Source organism: Acinetobacter sp. NIPH 542 (assembly GCF_000369825.1).
Taxonomy (GTDB): Bacteria; Pseudomonadota; Gammaproteobacteria; order Pseudomonadales; family Moraxellaceae; genus Acinetobacter; species Acinetobacter oleivorans.
The window spans coordinates 87,719-104,466 of the sequence record NZ_KB850202.1 but is presented as its reverse complement, the minus strand read 5'-3'; the positions used below and the strand labels follow the sequence as shown (position 1 = coordinate 104,466).

The window sequence follows — 16,748 nt, the reverse complement described above, 5'->3', positions numbered from 1 at the left end:
CGATCATAATAGATTTTTTAATATGGATCCATAAAAATATTCAAGCATCCTAATTTTATGTTTTTAATAATTTTATACTTATATAATTTATGTGTTTATATACTTTTTAATAATCCATTTATAATTTTAGTTGATTTTTTGGATCCAAATATTCAGTATAGAAAAAGAGCAGGATGCTCAAAAAACAAATATTCCTCTAGGTCATTATGGATACGGATATGCATAACCACCCAATCGCTCATATTAGCAATGTCGTGTGTATGTCTTATCCAAGGGAGATACACAAATGGAAAGAGACGTTCTAAGTGAGATCAATCAAAACAACATGAGCCGTTACCAATGGTTCGTCATTTTGATCTGTATTTGTCTCAATATTATTGATGGCTTTGACGTGATGGTAATGGCATTTACCGCTCCATCCGTGTCAGCAGAATGGTCACTTTCAGGGGCGCAAATTGGTTTGTTGCTCAGTTCAGGCCTTTTTGGGATGGCTGCTGGTTCCATTTTTCTCGCGCCTTTAGCCGATAAAATCGGTCGTCGTTTACTCATCTTAGTTTGTCTTGTCATTGCAGGTCTGAGCATGTTGGGCTGTGCTTTTGTACAAAGCCACGGCATGTTGGCTGCACTTCGGTTTATTACCGGAATTGGGGTGGGCGGCATTCTTGCGAGTAGTAATGTACTGGCAAGTGAATATGCTAATGCTCGCTGGCGCAGTCTTGCTGTGAGCTTAATGTCTACCGGTTACGGAATTGGTGCGACACTTGGCGGGGTACTATCATTGGCATTGATTGAGCATTTAGGTTGGCGCTCAATCTTTTTAGCAGGTGGCATTACTACCATTGCAATGCTGCTAATCAGCGCATGGTTATTACCAGAATCTTTAGATTACCTACTCGCGAAACGACCCAAACAGGCATTAGAACGAATTAATGCAACTGTAAATCGTATGGGGCTAAACGAATTACCAGTTATGCCGCGTTATGAAAAACTAAGCACGCAAAATGGCAGTGAGCTGGGCAAACTATTTGCTGGACAACTTGGATTCCAAACACTTTGTTTGTGGTTTGCATTCTTTTTAGTGATGTTTGGCTTTTACTTTGTGATGAGCTGGACACCGAAAATTCTTATTTCAATGGGGATGTCGCCACATCAAGGCGTAAGTACCGGCATTTTAATTAGTATTGGCGGGATTTTCGGGGCAGCCATTATTGGTTTATTGGCATCACGCATGAAAATTTTCTATGCCTTAAGTCTATTTTTAGGACTAACCTCGGCATGTGTTTTCCTATTTGTCGCTGTCTCATCTCAAGTGAGCATTGCACTCATGGTGGGGTTATTACTTGGCACACTCATTAATGGCTGTGTGGCAGGTTTATATTCGATTTCTCCAACAATTTATGATGCTGAAGTCCGTAGTCGTGGCGTGGGCTATGCAATTGGTTTTGGACGAATTGGGGCAATTTTATCGCCAACGGTCGCAGGCATTTTTCTGGATAAAGGTATAGCACCCGCAACACTGTATGCCTATTACGGTGTGGTCTTTATTTTGGCTATTTTTCTGATTTTAAGTTTAGGTAATGCTTTTTACCGCAGTCAAAAAGAGCAAAACTACTCTCTTAAAACAGCACCTTAATCCATTAAAAATTAAATAGTTGAGATAAAAAATGAAAAAGACACCATTATGGGTGGGGGTATGCTTGTGCCCATTATTTAGTCAAGTTGTACATGCCGAGTTTATTGCAGACAGTAAAGCTGAGCTGACATTACGTAATTTTTACTTTGACCGAGACTATAAAAAAGATCCATATCCCTATACAGCAGCCAGAGATTGGGCGCAGGGTTTAATTTTTAAAGGACAGTCTGGTTATACCGAAGGGACAGTTGGTTTCGGAGTTGATGTATTGGCAATGGCAGGTTTTAACCTGATGGGAAGCCGTGCTGATGACTATGCGCGTAGTGGCTTATTACCAGTGAATACCGATAACTCGCGTGACGACTATTATGGAAAAATAGGCATTACAGGGAAGGCTAAATTTAGAAAAAATGAGCTTTTTGTGGGGGATTTAGTTCCACAATTACCAACTATATTTTCATCGCCAGCGCGTTTGTTCCCTCAGACTTATCGTGGTATCCGCTTTGTTTCAAATGAAATTTCAAATCTTCAACTCGAAGGCTTTTATGTCGATGAAGTGCGCCAGCGCGATTCAATTCGTTATACCGATGTTGGAACAGACAATATCAACCATCGTTTTGACAAAGCGGCAACTACAGACTCGTTTTATACCTTAGGTGGAAGCTATCAGTTAAAGGATTATCGTCTACGGGCTTATCATGCTGAACTGAAAGACATTTACCAACAACAGTTTTTAGGTTTTAACGGCAAACAACCTTTAAATGATCAGCTTAATTTTTTAAGCGACGTGCGTTTTTTTAATAGCGAAGAAACTGGAAGCAAAAAAATTGGAGAAGTTGATAACCGACATATTAGTGGCTTATTTGGTTTGAACTATCAAAACCATACAGTTTCTTTGGGCTACATGCAGTCGTTTGGCTCGACTGGTCTGCCATTTTTGTCGGGAACTGAAAGTCCAGTCGTGCTTGATTTTATGAGTTCGGACTACTCAAATAAAGACGAAAAAGTCTATTCGATTCGTTATGAATATGACTTTAAAAATGCGCGGGTAGGTGATGTTTCATTAAACGGACTGCGTTTTATGACTCGCTATGCAAAAGGTGAAGACATTGATTTATTGCAATATGGCGATCAGCGTTTTAAAGAGGAGTCGATGGAATTTGATTTGGGCTATAAAATTCCTGAAGGTAAGCTAAAAGGATTGGGAATGCGAGCCCGTTTTTCTCACTACCGCAACGATATGCCAACGAATATGACCTTTCACTCGACAAATGAAACGCGGTTAAATGTCGATTACACCTTTAAATTTTAATGTTCAATATTTATTAAATTAAAGACAAGTTAAAACATTGTGAGCAGCAATGTTTTAACTTTAGTTATCAACTGCACAAAATCCCTCTATAATACCGCCAATCTTATTAAAGCCAATTGAGTCTCTCATTAAACACATGGCTTTAATCTCTCATTTTTTTAAGTCAATTTCTTCGCTGTGATTCGGCTTATTTTTCAATATTTAGAATTTTATGTGTCTGTGCTGACACATAAAAATATTTAGGTGCCAGCATGGAAATCAAGGTTAATTATCTCGACAATCTTCGACAGGAAGCTAAGTTCGATGACTTTACGGTAATTGCCGATCAACCAATTCGCTATAAGGGTGACGGTTCGGCACCGGGCCCATTTGACTACTTTTTAGCATCATCAGCATTGTGCGCAGCGTACTTTGTAAAAGTGTATTGTGCCGCTCGAGATATCCCAACCGATAATATTCGTTTATCGCAAAATAATATTGTTGATCCTGAAAACCGCTATAAGCAAACCTTTAAAATTCAAATTGAATTACCAGCCGATATTTCAGAGAAAGATCGCCAAGGGATTTTACGTTCGATTGACCGTTGTACTGTTAAAAAAGTGATTCAAACGGGTCCTGAATTTATTATTGAAGAAGTTGAAAGCATCGATGCAGATGCACAAGCATTGTTATTGCCAAGCTTAACTTCAGAAAGCCATACCTATATTCAAGGTAAAGACCTGCCATTAGAAGAAACTATTGCCAATATGTCTGCCATTTTGGCAAATTTGGGCATGAAGATTGAAATCGCGTCTTGGCGTAATATCGTGCCAAATGTATGGTCGTTACATATTCGTGATGCACAGTCTCCAATGTGTTTCACCAATGGTAAAGGTGCAACTAAAGAAAGTGCTTTAGCGTCTGCATTAGGCGAGTTTATTGAGCGTTTAAACTGTAACTTCTTCTATAACGACCAGTTCTGGGGTGAAGAAATTGCCAATGCTGAATTTGTACATTATCCAGATGAAAAATGGTTTAAACCGGGTCCAAATGGTGAATTACCTAAAGAAATCCTAGATGAATACTGTCTTGAGATTTACAACCCAGATGATGAGTTACTTGGTACACATTTATATGACACCAACTCAGGCAACGTAGAGCGCGGCATTTGCTCGTTACCTTTTGTACGCCAGTCTGACGATGAAGTTGTATATTTCCCATCAAATTTAATTGAAAACTTGTACTTAAGTAATGGTATGAGTGCGGGCAACACTTTGGCAGAAGCCCAAGTTCAATGCTTGTCAGAAATTTTTGAACGTGCTGTTAAACGTGAAATTTTAGAAGGTGAAATTGCACTTCCAGATGTTCCTGAAGACGTATTAGCAAAATACCCAAGTATTGTAGCTGGTATTAAAGGTCTAGAAGAGCAAGGTTTCCCTGTATTAGTTAAAGATGCATCGTTAGGTGGCCAGTTCCCTGTAATGTGTGTGACTTTAATGAACCCACGTACGGGTGGGGTGTTTGCATCTTTCGGTGCACATCCAAGTTTTGAAGTCGCGTTGGAACGTAGTCTGACAGAATTACTTCAAGGTCGTAGTTTTGAAGGCTTAAATGATTTACCACAACCGACTTTCCAAAGTAATGCGGTCACTGAGCCGAACAACTTTGTTGAGCACTTTATTGACTCAAGCGGTTTGGTATCTTGGCGCTTCTTTAGCTCTAAATCTGACTATGACTTTGTTGAATGGGATTTTTCTGGCGAAGGCGAAGAGTCGAATGCAGAAGAAGCTGCAACATTATTCGGCATTCTCGAAGAGATGGGCAAAGAAGTATATATGGCAGTCTATGAGCACTTAGGTGCGACTGCTTGCCGTATTTTAGTACCGGATTACTCAGAAATTTATCTTGTTGAAGATTTGATTTGGGACAATACCAATAAAGCACTTTCATTCCGTGAAGATATTCTAAATCTGCATCGTTTGGATGATGAGCAGCTTGAGGCATTGGTTGAGCGCTTAGAGGAATGCGAGTTAGACGATTACACTGAAATCACCACGCTGATTGGTATTGAGTTTGATGACAATACAGTTTGGGGACAGCTCACCATCTTAGAATTGAAATTGCTAATTTATGTTGTTTTACAACAATTTGAAGAAGCAAAAGAGCTCGTCGAAACTTACTTGCAATATAACACCAACACCGTTGAGCGTGGCTTGTTCTATCAGTGCATGAATGTGGTGCTGGAAGTAATGTTAGATGAAGAACTAGAGCTTGAAGACTATCTGACTAACTTCCGTCGTATGTTTGGTGATACACGAATGGACGCAGTATTAGGTTCTGTCGATGGTAGCGTTCGTTTCTATGGTTTAACACCAACAAGCATGAAACTAGAAGGACTTGATCGCCATTTACGTCTGATCGAGAGCTATAAAAAATTGCATGCAGCCCGTGCTAAAGCCGTAGCGATGTAATTTAAAAAGCGAGAGAAAAAAGCCTATTTTTTTAATAGGCTTTTTTTATAAAACAAATTTCTATTTTAGGCAGAAGCTTTGGTAATCTCTATGGTTTCTGCCTCTACTCTATGATCTTGCTGTTCATCCAAAGTATGCTTAGCGGGAATATAAGACATTGCACGTTCCGCAAGAGCTGTAATGGTAAGACTTGGGTTAACGCCCAAATTGGCACCTAACATTGAACCATCCACAACGTATAAGTTTTTATAGTTAAAGACACGGTTTTGTCCATCTACCACGCCACGTTCTTGACTTGAAGCAATTGCACAACCTCCCATACAGTGGGCTGTAAAAGGTACGTTAAACAAAATTTCGGTAATAGTCGTCATTGGGTGACCATTAAACATTTTTGCGACTTTTTCAGTAAAAGCATTGGCCTGTGGAATATATACAGGTAGTTTTTTACCTTCGCTCGATAACACCTTACCAAAAGGCCAGAACCAATTACGTTTCAAGCGCATATTAATAGAGGCATCTGCTGTTTGCATCACCAAGAAAATTAAAGTCTGGCGTGCAAAACTGACAGGATTACTCATGCGAAGGAAAATAAATGGATGGCAGATTAAGGCCCATAACCAAAAGAAAATACGCGTCCAACCCGGTTTGCCTTTAGCCATGTAAGTACACATGAGGCCCATAGCATCTGAGCCAGTTTGGTAACGAGTTGCCTCAATATGAGTGTCATGGTCGATGTAAATACTTGAACCAATGGCAACACCTTTGCTCATGTCGACATCTTTACCAAAGAAACGAACCCCTAAAATAGATTCGGCATTGGTACGAACTCGATTACCCAAGTCATCGGAAATATTTGGCAGTGAACCAGACTGCTTTAAGCGGAACAACATCTCTTGAGTACCCAAAGAAGATGCCGAGAAAATCACGTTGCGTACTCGCCATGTACGACGCTGTTTATTAAACCATGAGGTCGAGCATTCAGTGGTTACTTCATAGCCATCACTGCCATCTGCTTTACCATTGAGTGGTTTAACATCAACAACTTTGGTTTCTTCATAAACCTTGGCACCATTTTTTTCGGCAAAGTACAAATAGTTTTTATCCAAAGTGTTTTTTGCGTTGTGTTTACAACCTGTCATACAACCGCCACATGCGGTACATGTCGCACGGTCTGGACCTTCACCGTTAAAATATGGGTCAGGGTAGGTTTTGCCGCCTTGTTCACCTTCGGGTGGGAAGAAAGTCGCAACACGAGTCGGTTTAAATGTGTGACCCACGCCGATAGCTTCACCCATTTGTTTGAGCATATGGTCAGCTGGACCAAAAATTTTATTATCCGTCACCCCAAGCATACGTTCTGCTTCTGCATAGTGCTGGGGCATTTCATTTTTCCAGTCCGCAGCATCTGCCCATGTGCCTTCGTCCCAAATATGTTCAGGTGGAACGAGTAGGGTATTGGCATAGGTAATTGAACCTCCACCTACGGCATTCCCGCAAATAATAGTGACATGGCGAAAAAAGCGCATATTGAAATAGCCGAAAAGCTTCATGCCCGGACGCCAAATCCAACGGCGGGAATTCCAGTTATTTTTCGCAAAATCCTCGGCTTTCCAACGACGCCCCATTTCCATTACAGCAACTGAGTAACCTTTTTCGGTTAGACGGCAAGCAGAAACACTACCACCAAAGCCTGAACCAATAATGAGATAATCATAGTCATAATTGTTTGTTGTCATGCCGAGGCTCCTCTCTGGCGATTATTTTTTATATTGACTGTGTATGCTTATCAATGAATTGCCCAATGCGCTCAATCGAGTCATTAGATTCTTTTAGTATACCTGTGTGGAACTGAAAAACATGTCCGACTTGGTCATAAATCCTAAAGTTCGTCGGAATGCCGTATTTTCCAGTTTGTTCAGCAAGACGTTTTGCATCATCTAATAAAACTTCTTCGGTACCGACATGAATTAAAACAGGCGGTAATCCAGTTAAGTCGGCATAGAGTGGGGAACAGGTTGGATCGGTTGTCGATTTTTGTCCGCAATAGTTTTTTGCACACCACGCTAACCAGTCTTCTGACAACATCGCATCTTGAGCTGCATGAGTTTTCATCGTGTTTCCTGAAAGACTTAAGTCAACCCAAGGCGAGAGTAAAACTAAAGCCGCTGGTAAAGGTAACCCTGCGTCCCGTATCGCAATTGCAGTACTTAAAGTCAGTCCACCGCCCGCAGAATCGCCAGCGATCACGAGTTTTTTCGGGTCCTGCCCTTGAGCAAGTAGAGCTTTATAGACTGCAACCACATCTTCAATAGCAGCAGGACTTGTGTGCTCTGGGGCTAGACGATATTCAGGTAACCAGACTTGTGCTTGAGCTGCATGTCCAGTTTGAGCAGCAAGCTTAGTGTGACTTTTTGAGCTACCCACCACATAGCCACCGCCATGTAAATACAAGATGCCGAGGCCTGATTGAGTCGTTTTGGGCTGAATATGAACTGTCGGTACTTGATCAATTGTTTGCTTTTTTGTTTTATAGCCACGTGGCCCAAGCACAATTGCACTGGCTGCATCGCTACAAAAACGTTGTAGCTTAAGTGGTGTTTTAGGGGATAAAGCTGGACGTAGCGTGGTACGAATAGTCCATGCAAGAAGCTGCTTCATAATAAGGACTCATACTAAGCATTTAATCTCAGTCAGCATCTCTTAAAATAAAGAGTATGCTGACCACTGTTTTTATTTTGCTGATTTGTTGAGTAGACGAGTTTGCAAGGCAGTCGCGGTTGCAAAAATCTTTTGATAACCCTGAGGAAGAATACGTTGAATCACATCAACGGCTTTCGCATCGGCTCCAATGAGTAAACGGCGACGATTCTTGCGAACAGCTTCCAAAATTTGTTGAGCTGCATCATCAGCAGGGGTGCGAAGTAATTTATCGAAAGCATCCTGACTTTTTAGAGGGTCCATTCCCAAAGACTGGACGCTATTATTCATGCGGGCAGCTTTTGCAATATTGGTGCGAATACCACCCGGATGCACACAAGTCGCGCTCACACCAGCATTTTGCATATCAAGTTCTTGGCGTAATGATTCAGTAAAGCCACGAACAGCAAATTTACTGGCGTTATAAGCACTTTGAGTCGGTTGAGCTGTTAAGCCAAACATACTGGAAATATTAATAATATGCCCATCACCACTTTGCTTTAAGTAAGGCAAAAATTCTTTGGTACCATAAACCACACCCCAAAAATTAATACCAATCAGCCATTCAAGATCTTCGTAGCTCACGCCTTCAGCGGTGCTACCTATTGCGACACCAGCATTATTAAAAATCAGGTTAACTTGGCCATGTTCATCTACAACTACCTTTGCCCAAGTTGCAACTTCATCACGTTTAGCCACATCGACTTTCTGAGTGGTTACTTTGACTGAATAAGGCGTTAACAGCTCGACTGTTTTAGCTAATCCCGCTTCACTAATATCGGAAAGTGCCAGATGGCAACCTTGTTTTGCGAGTGCTATAGCAATTGCTTGTCCAATACCAGAGCCAGCACCTGTCACAGCTGCGACTTTATTTTTAAAAGACTTCATAAAATTCTCCGTTTATTTTTCTCATTTCCTATGGTGAAGCTTGTTTAAGAAATAGCCGAAACCTGAGTGTAGTTTTCAACATCGAAGCGGCGAGTACGTTGTCGATATTCAAGGGTAAAACCCGGCCAGTTATTGGTATTTTTACCATCCGCAGTTTGATACCAACTGGTACAACCTTGTGCCCAGACAGTTTTTTTCATTTTTTCTTGAATGCTTTGATTAAACTCATGTTGAACTTCTGCACGAACATTGGTGAACAGAAGTTTGTTTTGTAGGGTTGTTTGAATGGCATCTAAAATATAATTCACTTGGCTTTCAATCATATAAACAATTGAGTTGTGCCCAAGATTGGTGTTTGGACCATAAAGCATAAAGAAGTTTGGAAAGCCGCTCACAGTTAAGCCGAGATAAGCTTCTGCACCATCTTTCCATGTATCTTTTAAGGTGCGACCATCAAGACCTGTAATCTGCATGGGCGCCATAAATTCCGTTGCGGCAAAGCCCGTACCATAAATAATGGTATCGATTTCACGCAGATTTCCTTCCGTATCTAAAATGCCATTTTCGGTAATTTCTTGAATGCCAGTATTAATCACATCGACATGAGGCTGAGTCAGTGTTTCATACCAATGGTTAGAGATTAAAATACGTTTACAACCAATTGGATAGTCAGGCATTAAACGGTGGCGTAACTTCCCATCTTTAACGACTTTACGGATGTGGCGTTGGAATAAATATTCCACCAAAGGCATTTCATTAAGAGAAGTTGTAAAAGCAAGTAGGCGAATTTCATGGTGTCCATATTGCAAGGCACGGTCCAGACTTTGCAAAATAGGTAATTTACGGAAAGCCTTTTTCTCTAAAGGTTGGTAAACCCGATCTGGTTTTGGAATCACGTAAGGTGCTGAGCGTTGATAAACGTCTAGATGTGCTACTTGTTTTGCAATTTCAGGTACAAATTGAATTGCGCTTGCACCTGTACCGATCACTGCAACACGTTTGCCAGTTAAGTCATAGTCATGATCCCAACGTGCTGAGTGAAATGCCTTACCTTTAAAGTTTTCAATACCTTTAAGTTTTGGATAGGCAGGGCGGTTGAGTTGGCCTACCGCACCCACCAAGAATTCAGCTTCAAACTGTTCACCAGTTGTACTTTGGATGTGCCATACACCTTGCAGCACGTCAAATTCGGCACTGGCTATTTCAGTATTAAATTGAACATGTGGACGAATGTCATATTTATCGGCACAGTGACGTAAATATTGATAAATCTCTTGAGAGGTACCAAAACGGTTTTTCCAACCAAGTTCCTGTTCAAAAGAAAAAGAATACAGATGAGAAGGCACGTCGCATGCAGCGCCCGGATACGTATTGTCACGCCAAACACCACCAACATCGGCAGCTTTTTCAAATAGGGTAAATTGTTCAAAACCTGCTTGTTTGAGACGAATGGCAAGTCCTAGACCACCAAAGCCAGTGCCAATAATGGCGATGCGTACATTTTTATTTGAATTAGTCGACGAATTAAACATAGGCTGCTCTAAATCCTTAAAAACAGTGGGCGAAAGAATCGCAATTTCCTGTATGCAGAATAGACGTTTATTAACTTGATTTAGAGGATGGATGAGGACAAAATATTGTGATTCGAGGACATTTTGGAAAGTACAGTGACGTACGCTTGGGCATTTGAACGCAGCATACATAGTGTCCGACTCATGGCTGATTTTGCAGTAGAAGCAGGAGCTTCTTATCAGACCATTTTAGATGGAACAGGATTGACTCAACAACAGTTGCTTGACCCGAATATGGTGGTGTCAGGGCAACAGGAATTACAGCTCATTCATAATCTGGTTGCACAGTTTCCAGACCGACCAGTGTTGGGCTTAGAAGTAGGTACACGCTATCATTTCACAACATTTGGGCCATTAGGCATGGCACTGATGAGTAGTGCCAGCATTCGTGAAGCACTAGATTTAGCTCTCACTTATTTTTCACTTACTTTTGCGTTTACCCGTTTTTTAGTTTCAGATACTGATGCAGGAACACGTGTCGATATTGAAGAGGAAGGAATTCCATCTTTGGTTAGGCAATTTATTATTGAACGCGATGCTGCTGCTCTTATTACGGTGCAACGCGACCTCGTACAAGATAACTTTTGCCAATATTTGGCTTTTTCTTTTGAACCTACAGATCATTTAGAGGCTTATGAAAAATTATTTGGGGTGATGCCTGAATTTGGTTCTAGCAAAAGTTTTGTTCTGCTTGATGCACAGAAAATTAATCAAAAGCTGCAAATGGCAAATGAGCTGGTGCTACATACAGCCGAAGAACAATGTCGACAAATTTTAGATAAGCGTCAATCACAAAATAAATTTACAACCTTAGTGCAACAGCAATTGATGAACGTGCGAGGGGAAATGCCTTCTATGGAAATCGTGGCTGAACGTTTGCATTTAAATGTTCGTACTTTACGCCGTCATTTGGCATCTGAAGGAATGACTTTTATTCAGATCCGCGAAGAAGTCAGACAGGTTCTAGCTGAGCAATATTTGGCATTACCAAAAGCTTCGGTTGAGCAGATTGCCGAGTGGTTAGGTTATGCAGAACCTGCCAGTTTTATTCATGCTTATAAAAGATGGCATGGGAAAACACCTCATGCGATGCGTTTAGTACAAAAATAAAAAAAGATGAAGAGCGCTTTTGCTCTCCCTTCATCTAAAGAGTGGTTTATTTAATAAAGCTCAATTGCTTGCTGATTTTTTCTAAAATCGGGGCTTTCTTGGCTTGAAATTCAACTTTGTTTTGTTGAATCAGGTTGTTACCTTTAGTATCGATAGAAATAATGAGCGGACCAAATTCTCTCACACGGTTAATCCAAAGGGTTTCTGGCATACCTAAATCCTGCCATTCAGCGCCTTCAATCTCTTCAACTAAGGTTGCTGCGAGTACCGCACAGCCGCCTGGGAAAATCGCATGAACGGCAATATTTTCCTGACATCCAGCAGTTGTTTCTGGCCCCATGCCGCCTTTACCTACAATAAGCTTAACTCCAGTTTGTTTGATAAATTCTCGTTCAAATTTTTCCATTCGCATACTGGTTGTTGGGCCAATCGAAACCATTTCGAAGTCGTTTTCACCTTTTTTACGCACAATAGGGCCAGCATGAAAAATCGCTCCGCCTTCCAGATTAACTGGCAGTTCTCGACCTTGTTCGATCAGTCTGCGATGGGCAACGTCACGACAAGTTACCAAACGGCCAGTCAAATAAACGACATCACCGACTTTAAGGTCTAAAAGATCTTCATCTTTAATAGGAGTTGTCAGAATTTTTTTCATAGTACAACTCCTTCATGAGACAAGATTTCATACGACATATCTGGGTTAATCTTAATTTTGCCACGGCGATGTGCCCAACAACCTGTATTTACGGCAACCCCAATGGTTGATGGGTGGCGTGCAGAAGATTCAATATTGACTCCCATCACACTGTTATTCCCTGTGAGTCCCTGCGGGCCAATACCAATTTCATTAAGACCTTGTTCTAACAGTTGTTCCATTAAGGCAGCGCGTGGATTATCACTTGTTGAGTCAACCGGACGCATAATGGCGAGTTTAGAAAGACGAGCTGCGGTTTCAACCGAAGTTGATACGCCCACACCAACCAGTAACGGTGGACAAGCATTTACACCGCGTTCGGTAATAACATCCATCACAAATTCAGCAACACCTTCATAGCCTTGACCTGGCATTAAAACTTTTGCTGCACCCGGTAGGGTACAACCACCACCAGCCATATAGACATCAATGGTACAAGTGTCGAGTTCAGGCACAATACGCCAGTCTAACCATGGAATTTGGGTACCCGTATTAGTGCCCGTATTTTTTTCATCAAAGGTTTCAACCGCGTTGTGACGTAATGGACCGATGCGTGTTGCTTCAGCAGTTGCTTCGCTCAAAATATCTTGAAGCTCACCAAGCAAAGGGAAGTTAGCACCTGCTTCAACGAAATATTGAATGACACCCGTGTCTTGGCAGCTTGGCCGGTTGAGTTTATCTGCAGCTTGCTGATTTTCTTCCATCGAATCATAAACTGATTTAGCAAGAGGATTGGTTTCTAAAGTACGAAGTTCAATTAACTTACTTTTCACATCTTTAGGTAAGCGTTTTCCAATATAAGCCGTAAATTTGGCCATGGTGTCCGTAAGGGACTGGACTGCAATATCTTTGTCCATGTTGTGCTCCTTGAAGAAACTTGTTCAGATCTAATTGATGTAAATAGAGTTATTGGGTGGCTTTGGCAGTGTTTACTTTCACTTTTTGGGAGAAGCTCAGCACTAGTGTCAGTAAGGTCGAGATAATGAGTAGGCCTGCAACAAAATAGAGCCCACCTGTGAAATCTCCAGTTTGATCTTTAATCCAGCCGATCATGGCAGGGCCTGCAAATCCACCTAAATTTCCGATTGAGTTAATCGTGGCAATGCCTGCTGCTGCGGCTGATCCTGATAAGAACATGGTTGGCATGCTCCATAGAGGTGGTTTGGCACAGCTAATACCGACATTCACAATGGTAAGTGCTGCAATTAATCCAATGACATTGTGTGTTCCAGCTGCAATTGCGAGACCAACTGCTGCGGTTAAACATGCAAGAGCAACATGCCATGTACGTTCATTGGTACGGTCAGAGTGTCGAGACCATAAAACCATGGCAATGACAGAAACGATTGGTGGAATGGCATTTAAAAGCCCGACAGTCATAGACGTTACGCCAAGCTGTTTAATAATTTGTGGTGCCCAGATGCCGAGGGTATAAAGCCCAGCTGACGTTCCGAAATAAATCAATGCAAGGGCAAGTACTCGTGGGTTGGCAAGACCGCGAAGAATGCTGTGATGCTGAGGTGCATTTTTCCCTACATCTTCTTCCTTCATGGTTTTTACAAGCCATTCGCGTTCATCCTGTTTTAACCAAGTGGCTTGTTCAGGACGGTCAGTCATATATTTAAAAACCACAACGCCTAAGATGAGTGCTGGTATTGCTTCAATAATGAACATCCATTGCCAGCCAGCGAGTCCCCAAATTCCATGCATTTCAAGTAACGCGGCTGAGATTGGTGAACCAACTGCTGTGGCAATTGGGGCGGCTGCCATAAATAAAGCAATCACACCAGCGCGATGGCGTGCAGGAAACCAGTAAGTTAAGTACAAAATAATGCCGGGAAAGAAACCCGCTTCGGCAACACCGAGTAAAAATCGCATAACGTAAAAGCTGGTTGAGCTTTCTACAAATGCCATTCCCGCTGCAATCAGACCCCAAGTCACCATGACTCGAGCAATCCAGATGCGGGCACCGACTTTATGCAAAATAATGTTGGATGGGACTTCAAATAAGAAATAGCCCAAAAAGAAAATTCCGGCACCAAACCCGAGAACTGAGGCGGTAAAACCTAGATCTTCTTTCATGGTGAGTGCTGCAAAGCCAATATTGACGCGGTCGATATAGGCTACAAGGTATAACAACATAATAAACGGTACGATTCTCCATGTGATCCGACGTAACGTTCGCTTTTCAATATCCATTTCCATGTCATGACTCCATATTCATGACTACCAATCCTGATTGGTAGTTTTCGCTTTCTTTACCGCTCTTCATTCGGCTAGATGGCTTTTTCCCGTTCATCCACAGCATTCCTTCTGCGGACGTTTTTATGCTCTTAAACAAGAGACGGCTTATGTCGGGAAACAATGAAATGGATGTTAAACCCTTTAAAAAACTGATGAATCGATATAAAGTTAAATCACTATTGCAAAAAACTTAATAATCATGAACGCAGATACGGAATTAGCTTTCTTTTGTTTATTGGTTAAACAAGGAAGTCTTGTCGCAACGGCACGAGAGTTAAACTTGACCCCACCTGCGGTTTCTAGACGTTTAACTCAACTTGAAGAGCGTTTGGGAGTAAGGCTTTTAAATAGAACAACACGCCGAATTAGCTTAACCAGTGAAGGTGAGGTCTACTTTGAAAATGCGGTTCGTATTTTAAAAGAGATCGATGAAATGGAGCGTTTGGTTTCAAGTAGTCGAGCAGCACCCAAAGGGGTATTGCGTGTGAATGCGCCTTTAGGCTTTGGTCGTTCTTATATTGCTCCAGCGATTTCTACATTTGCCAAAATCTATCCTGATGTCGATGTCCAACTGCATTTAACTGATCGCCCGATTAATCTGCCAGATGAAGCCATTGATGTGTCAATCCGCTTTGGTGAAATACCCGATTCGCGTCTCATTGCCAAAAAATTGGCAGCCAACCGCCGTTTATTATGTGCATCACCTAGCTATTTAAAAACAGCAGGGCAACCACTCACTCCTCATGATTTAACGCAGCATCAGTGTATTGTGATTCGGCAAAATGATTCAGCTTATGGGAATTGGCGGTTGAGTCATGGCAAACAAGTTGAAACTGTTAAAGTTCATGGGCAACTGAGTACCAATGATGGGGCAGTCGCATTAAATTGGGCTTTAGAAGGCTACGGAATTTTGATGCGAGCAGAGTGGGACGTAGCGAAATATTTAAGAAGTGGTAGATTGGTTCAGGTGTTAGCGGACTATGAAACACCACCAGCAGATGTCTATGCGGTGTATTTAGAGAGACTTAATCTGTCACCTAAAGTCGCGCACTTTTTAGATCATTTGCGCCAATTTTTAAATCAGCATGTCGATGGGCCAGAGCCGCGTTCAAGCTGGTAATGATGGTATTAATCTTGATTAAAAAAGCCAACTTAAAGTCTAAGTTGGCTTTCAACATTATTTTCTATTTAAACGTAAATGCAATAAACGCGTTGCTGAGGTGTGGCGAATTTCATCGATTCGTGCATTAAAATATCGTTCAGTAATGGCTTCCCCTGAAAGATCTTCGACCACTTCAAATCCCATCTGCTCCACTGCATGATGTAAATCTATTGGTTTAAATTGACCTAATAAAGGTTCTTTCAGCAAATGGGTAAACTGTGCAACGCCCATACTTCCAAGTCGCTCAATACCATTTAATTCCTGAAAATCGGTTGAATAGTCGAGTACCACTTCACTACCGTTTGCAGCAAATTCTGCAATACTTTTTAAAGTTTCCAAGGTGGTTTGCGGGTTTAAATAGTGCGTTGTGCCTAACCAAGAAAAAAATGCAGGAGCAGATGAATCATAGGCACTTCTGGTCAGGGCTTCTGAAATAGACTCTTTTTCAAAGTTAATCGCGACAAACTCAACGGTAGTAGGAATATTTCCTAACTTTCTTAGCTTGGCTTGTTTGGCCGCTTGAGTATCAGGATGGTCCACTTCAAAAATTTTCAAAGTAGGGTAATGGTGTGATTCACGTAGTGCAAAAGAGTCTAGGCCAGCACCCACTAACACATATTGTTGAATATTTTGTTGAACTGATAGATCAAGTAAATCTTCGGCATAACGAGAGCGTCCGACCACTTGCCCAGTAAGTAAACCTAAAGTGCGGTTTAAAACCGAAGAATTCATGACTTTAACAATCAGTGGGTTAGAGAGCAGTTTTTTCCAGCCTTTACTGGTCAGCTCAAAAGCATAAGGATCTGAAAATACAGGGTTCTTCGTATTTTGAAAATGATTGGCTCTTAATGCAGCAGCGGCCTCGGCGGTACGACTTGATTGACCTTCTTTCATCTTTATCCTGTTTTTTTATTTCTTGAAGATACTCAACGAAGAAGGCAGTGTATTTCATGAAAACCTAAAATACACTGCCTCTTTCTTACAACT

13 protein-coding genes are annotated in these 16,748 nt (G+C 41.5%); 5 read left to right on the top strand and 8 right to left on the bottom strand.

Annotation, left to right across the window (positions count from 1 at the left end):
* The first annotated feature begins 286 nt into the window (after positions 1–286).
* From F886_RS00585 to F886_RS00575, 3 genes are all read left to right on the top strand, one after another.
* Positions 287–1,633, top strand: a complete 1,347-nt coding sequence (locus F886_RS00585) for an MFS transporter (protein ID WP_005299333.1) — start codon at positions 287–289, stop codon at positions 1,631–1,633.
* A gap of 31 nt (positions 1,634–1,664) precedes the next feature.
* On the top strand, positions 1,665–2,945 hold the full coding sequence (locus F886_RS00580; protein ID WP_005299331.1) for an OprD family outer membrane porin: 1,281 nt from the start codon (positions 1,665–1,667) through the stop codon (positions 2,943–2,945).
* 251 nt (positions 2,946–3,196) lie between these two features.
* On the top strand, positions 3,197–5,395 hold the full coding sequence (locus F886_RS00575; protein WP_005299328.1) for an OsmC domain/YcaO domain-containing protein: 2,199 nt from the start codon (positions 3,197–3,199) through the stop codon (positions 5,393–5,395).
* A 65-nt stretch (positions 5,396–5,460) separates the two neighbouring features.
* Here the strand turns inward: F886_RS00575 and F886_RS00570 are convergent, their stop codons facing one another.
* From F886_RS00570 to F886_RS00555, 4 genes are all read right to left on the bottom strand, one after another.
* Positions 5,461–7,131 (bottom strand): GMC family oxidoreductase, encoded by a 1,671-nt coding sequence (locus F886_RS00570; RefSeq protein WP_005299324.1) that lies wholly within the window; start codon positions 7,129–7,131, stop codon positions 5,461–5,463.
* Between the two features lie 28 nt (positions 7,132–7,159).
* Positions 7,160–8,053, bottom strand: coding sequence for an alpha/beta hydrolase (locus tag F886_RS00565; protein ID WP_005299321.1), 894 nt, complete (start codon positions 8,051–8,053; stop codon positions 7,160–7,162).
* A 72-nt stretch (positions 8,054–8,125) separates the two neighbouring features.
* Positions 8,126–8,980: an SDR family NAD(P)-dependent oxidoreductase gene (locus F886_RS00560; RefSeq protein WP_005299318.1), complete on the bottom strand. Its 855-nt coding sequence runs from the start codon at positions 8,978–8,980 to the stop codon at positions 8,126–8,128.
* Between the two features lie 44 nt (positions 8,981–9,024).
* Positions 9,025–10,512: a flavin-containing monooxygenase gene (locus F886_RS00555; RefSeq protein WP_034590567.1), complete on the bottom strand. Its 1,488-nt coding sequence runs from the start codon at positions 10,510–10,512 to the stop codon at positions 9,025–9,027.
* A gap of 135 nt (positions 10,513–10,647) precedes the next feature.
* Here F886_RS00555 and F886_RS00550 point away from each other — a divergent pair, with 135 nt between their 5' ends.
* Positions 10,648–11,661, top strand: a complete 1,014-nt coding sequence (locus F886_RS00550; protein WP_081402044.1) for an AraC family transcriptional regulator — start codon at positions 10,648–10,650, stop codon at positions 11,659–11,661.
* A gap of 46 nt (positions 11,662–11,707) precedes the next feature.
* Here F886_RS00550 and ttdB read toward each other — a convergent pair whose 3' ends face one another.
* The 3 genes from ttdB to F886_RS00535 are packed head-to-tail and all read right to left on the bottom strand — an operon-like array spanning position 11,708 to position 14,560.
* A complete protein-coding gene (gene ttdB, locus F886_RS00545; protein WP_005299310.1) occupies positions 11,708–12,316 on the bottom strand; it encodes a L(+)-tartrate dehydratase subunit beta in 609 nt (202 codons plus the stop codon).
* The gene (ttdA, locus tag F886_RS00540; protein WP_002163154.1) at positions 12,313–13,212 is read right to left on the bottom strand and encodes a L(+)-tartrate dehydratase subunit alpha; all 900 of its coding nucleotides are present in this window, start codon (positions 13,210–13,212) and stop codon (positions 12,313–12,315) included. The genes ttdB and ttdA overlap by 4 nt, the downstream gene beginning before the upstream one ends.
* Before the next feature lie 49 nt (positions 13,213–13,261).
* Positions 13,262–14,560, bottom strand: coding sequence for an MFS transporter (locus F886_RS00535; RefSeq protein WP_005299307.1), 1,299 nt, complete (start codon positions 14,558–14,560; stop codon positions 13,262–13,264).
* 238 nt (positions 14,561–14,798) lie between these two features.
* Between F886_RS00535 and F886_RS00530 the strand changes: the two genes are divergently transcribed.
* Positions 14,799–15,719, top strand: coding sequence for a LysR family transcriptional regulator (locus F886_RS00530; RefSeq protein WP_000990662.1), 921 nt, complete (start codon positions 14,799–14,801; stop codon positions 15,717–15,719).
* 57 nt (positions 15,720–15,776) lie between these two features.
* Here the strand turns inward: F886_RS00530 and F886_RS00525 are convergent, their stop codons facing one another.
* Entirely contained in the window at positions 15,777–16,655 is an 879-nt protein-coding gene (locus F886_RS00525; RefSeq protein ID WP_005299303.1) for a class I SAM-dependent methyltransferase, read from the bottom strand.
* Positions 16,656–16,748: the final 93 nt, after the last annotated feature.

What these genes read in the sequence shown, in the direction of transcription:
- F886_RS00565 (WP_005299321.1), bottom strand. Translation starts at nt 8,053, where the DNA reads ATGAAGCAGCTTCTTGCATGGACTATTCGTACCACGCTACGTCCAGCT.
- F886_RS00575 (WP_005299328.1), top strand. Translation starts at nt 3,197, where the DNA reads ATGGAAATCAAGGTTAATTATCTCGACAATCTTCGACAGGAAGCTAAG.
- ttdB (WP_005299310.1), bottom strand. Translation starts at nt 12,316, where the DNA reads ATGAAAAAAATTCTGACAACTCCTATTAAAGATGAAGATCTTTTAGAC.
- F886_RS00585 (WP_005299333.1), top strand. Translation starts at nt 287, where the DNA reads ATGGAAAGAGACGTTCTAAGTGAGATCAATCAAAACAACATGAGCCGT.
- F886_RS00525 (WP_005299303.1), bottom strand. Translation starts at nt 16,655, where the DNA reads ATGAAAGAAGGTCAATCAAGTCGTACCGCCGAGGCCGCTGCTGCATTA.
- F886_RS00580 (WP_005299331.1), top strand. Translation starts at nt 1,665, where the DNA reads ATGAAAAAGACACCATTATGGGTGGGGGTATGCTTGTGCCCATTATTT.
- F886_RS00530 (WP_000990662.1), top strand. Translation starts at nt 14,799, where the DNA reads ATGAACGCAGATACGGAATTAGCTTTCTTTTGTTTATTGGTTAAACAA.
- F886_RS00555 (WP_034590567.1), bottom strand. Translation starts at nt 10,512, where the DNA reads ATGTTTAATTCGTCGACTAATTCAAATAAAAATGTACGCATCGCCATT.
- F886_RS00560 (WP_005299318.1), bottom strand. Translation starts at nt 8,980, where the DNA reads ATGAAGTCTTTTAAAAATAAAGTCGCAGCTGTGACAGGTGCTGGCTCT.
- F886_RS00535 (WP_005299307.1), bottom strand. Translation starts at nt 14,560, where the DNA reads ATGGAAATGGATATTGAAAAGCGAACGTTACGTCGGATCACATGGAGA.
- ttdA (WP_002163154.1), bottom strand. Translation starts at nt 13,212, where the DNA reads ATGGACAAAGATATTGCAGTCCAGTCCCTTACGGACACCATGGCCAAA.
- F886_RS00570 (WP_005299324.1), bottom strand. Translation starts at nt 7,131, where the DNA reads ATGACAACAAACAATTATGACTATGATTATCTCATTATTGGTTCAGGC.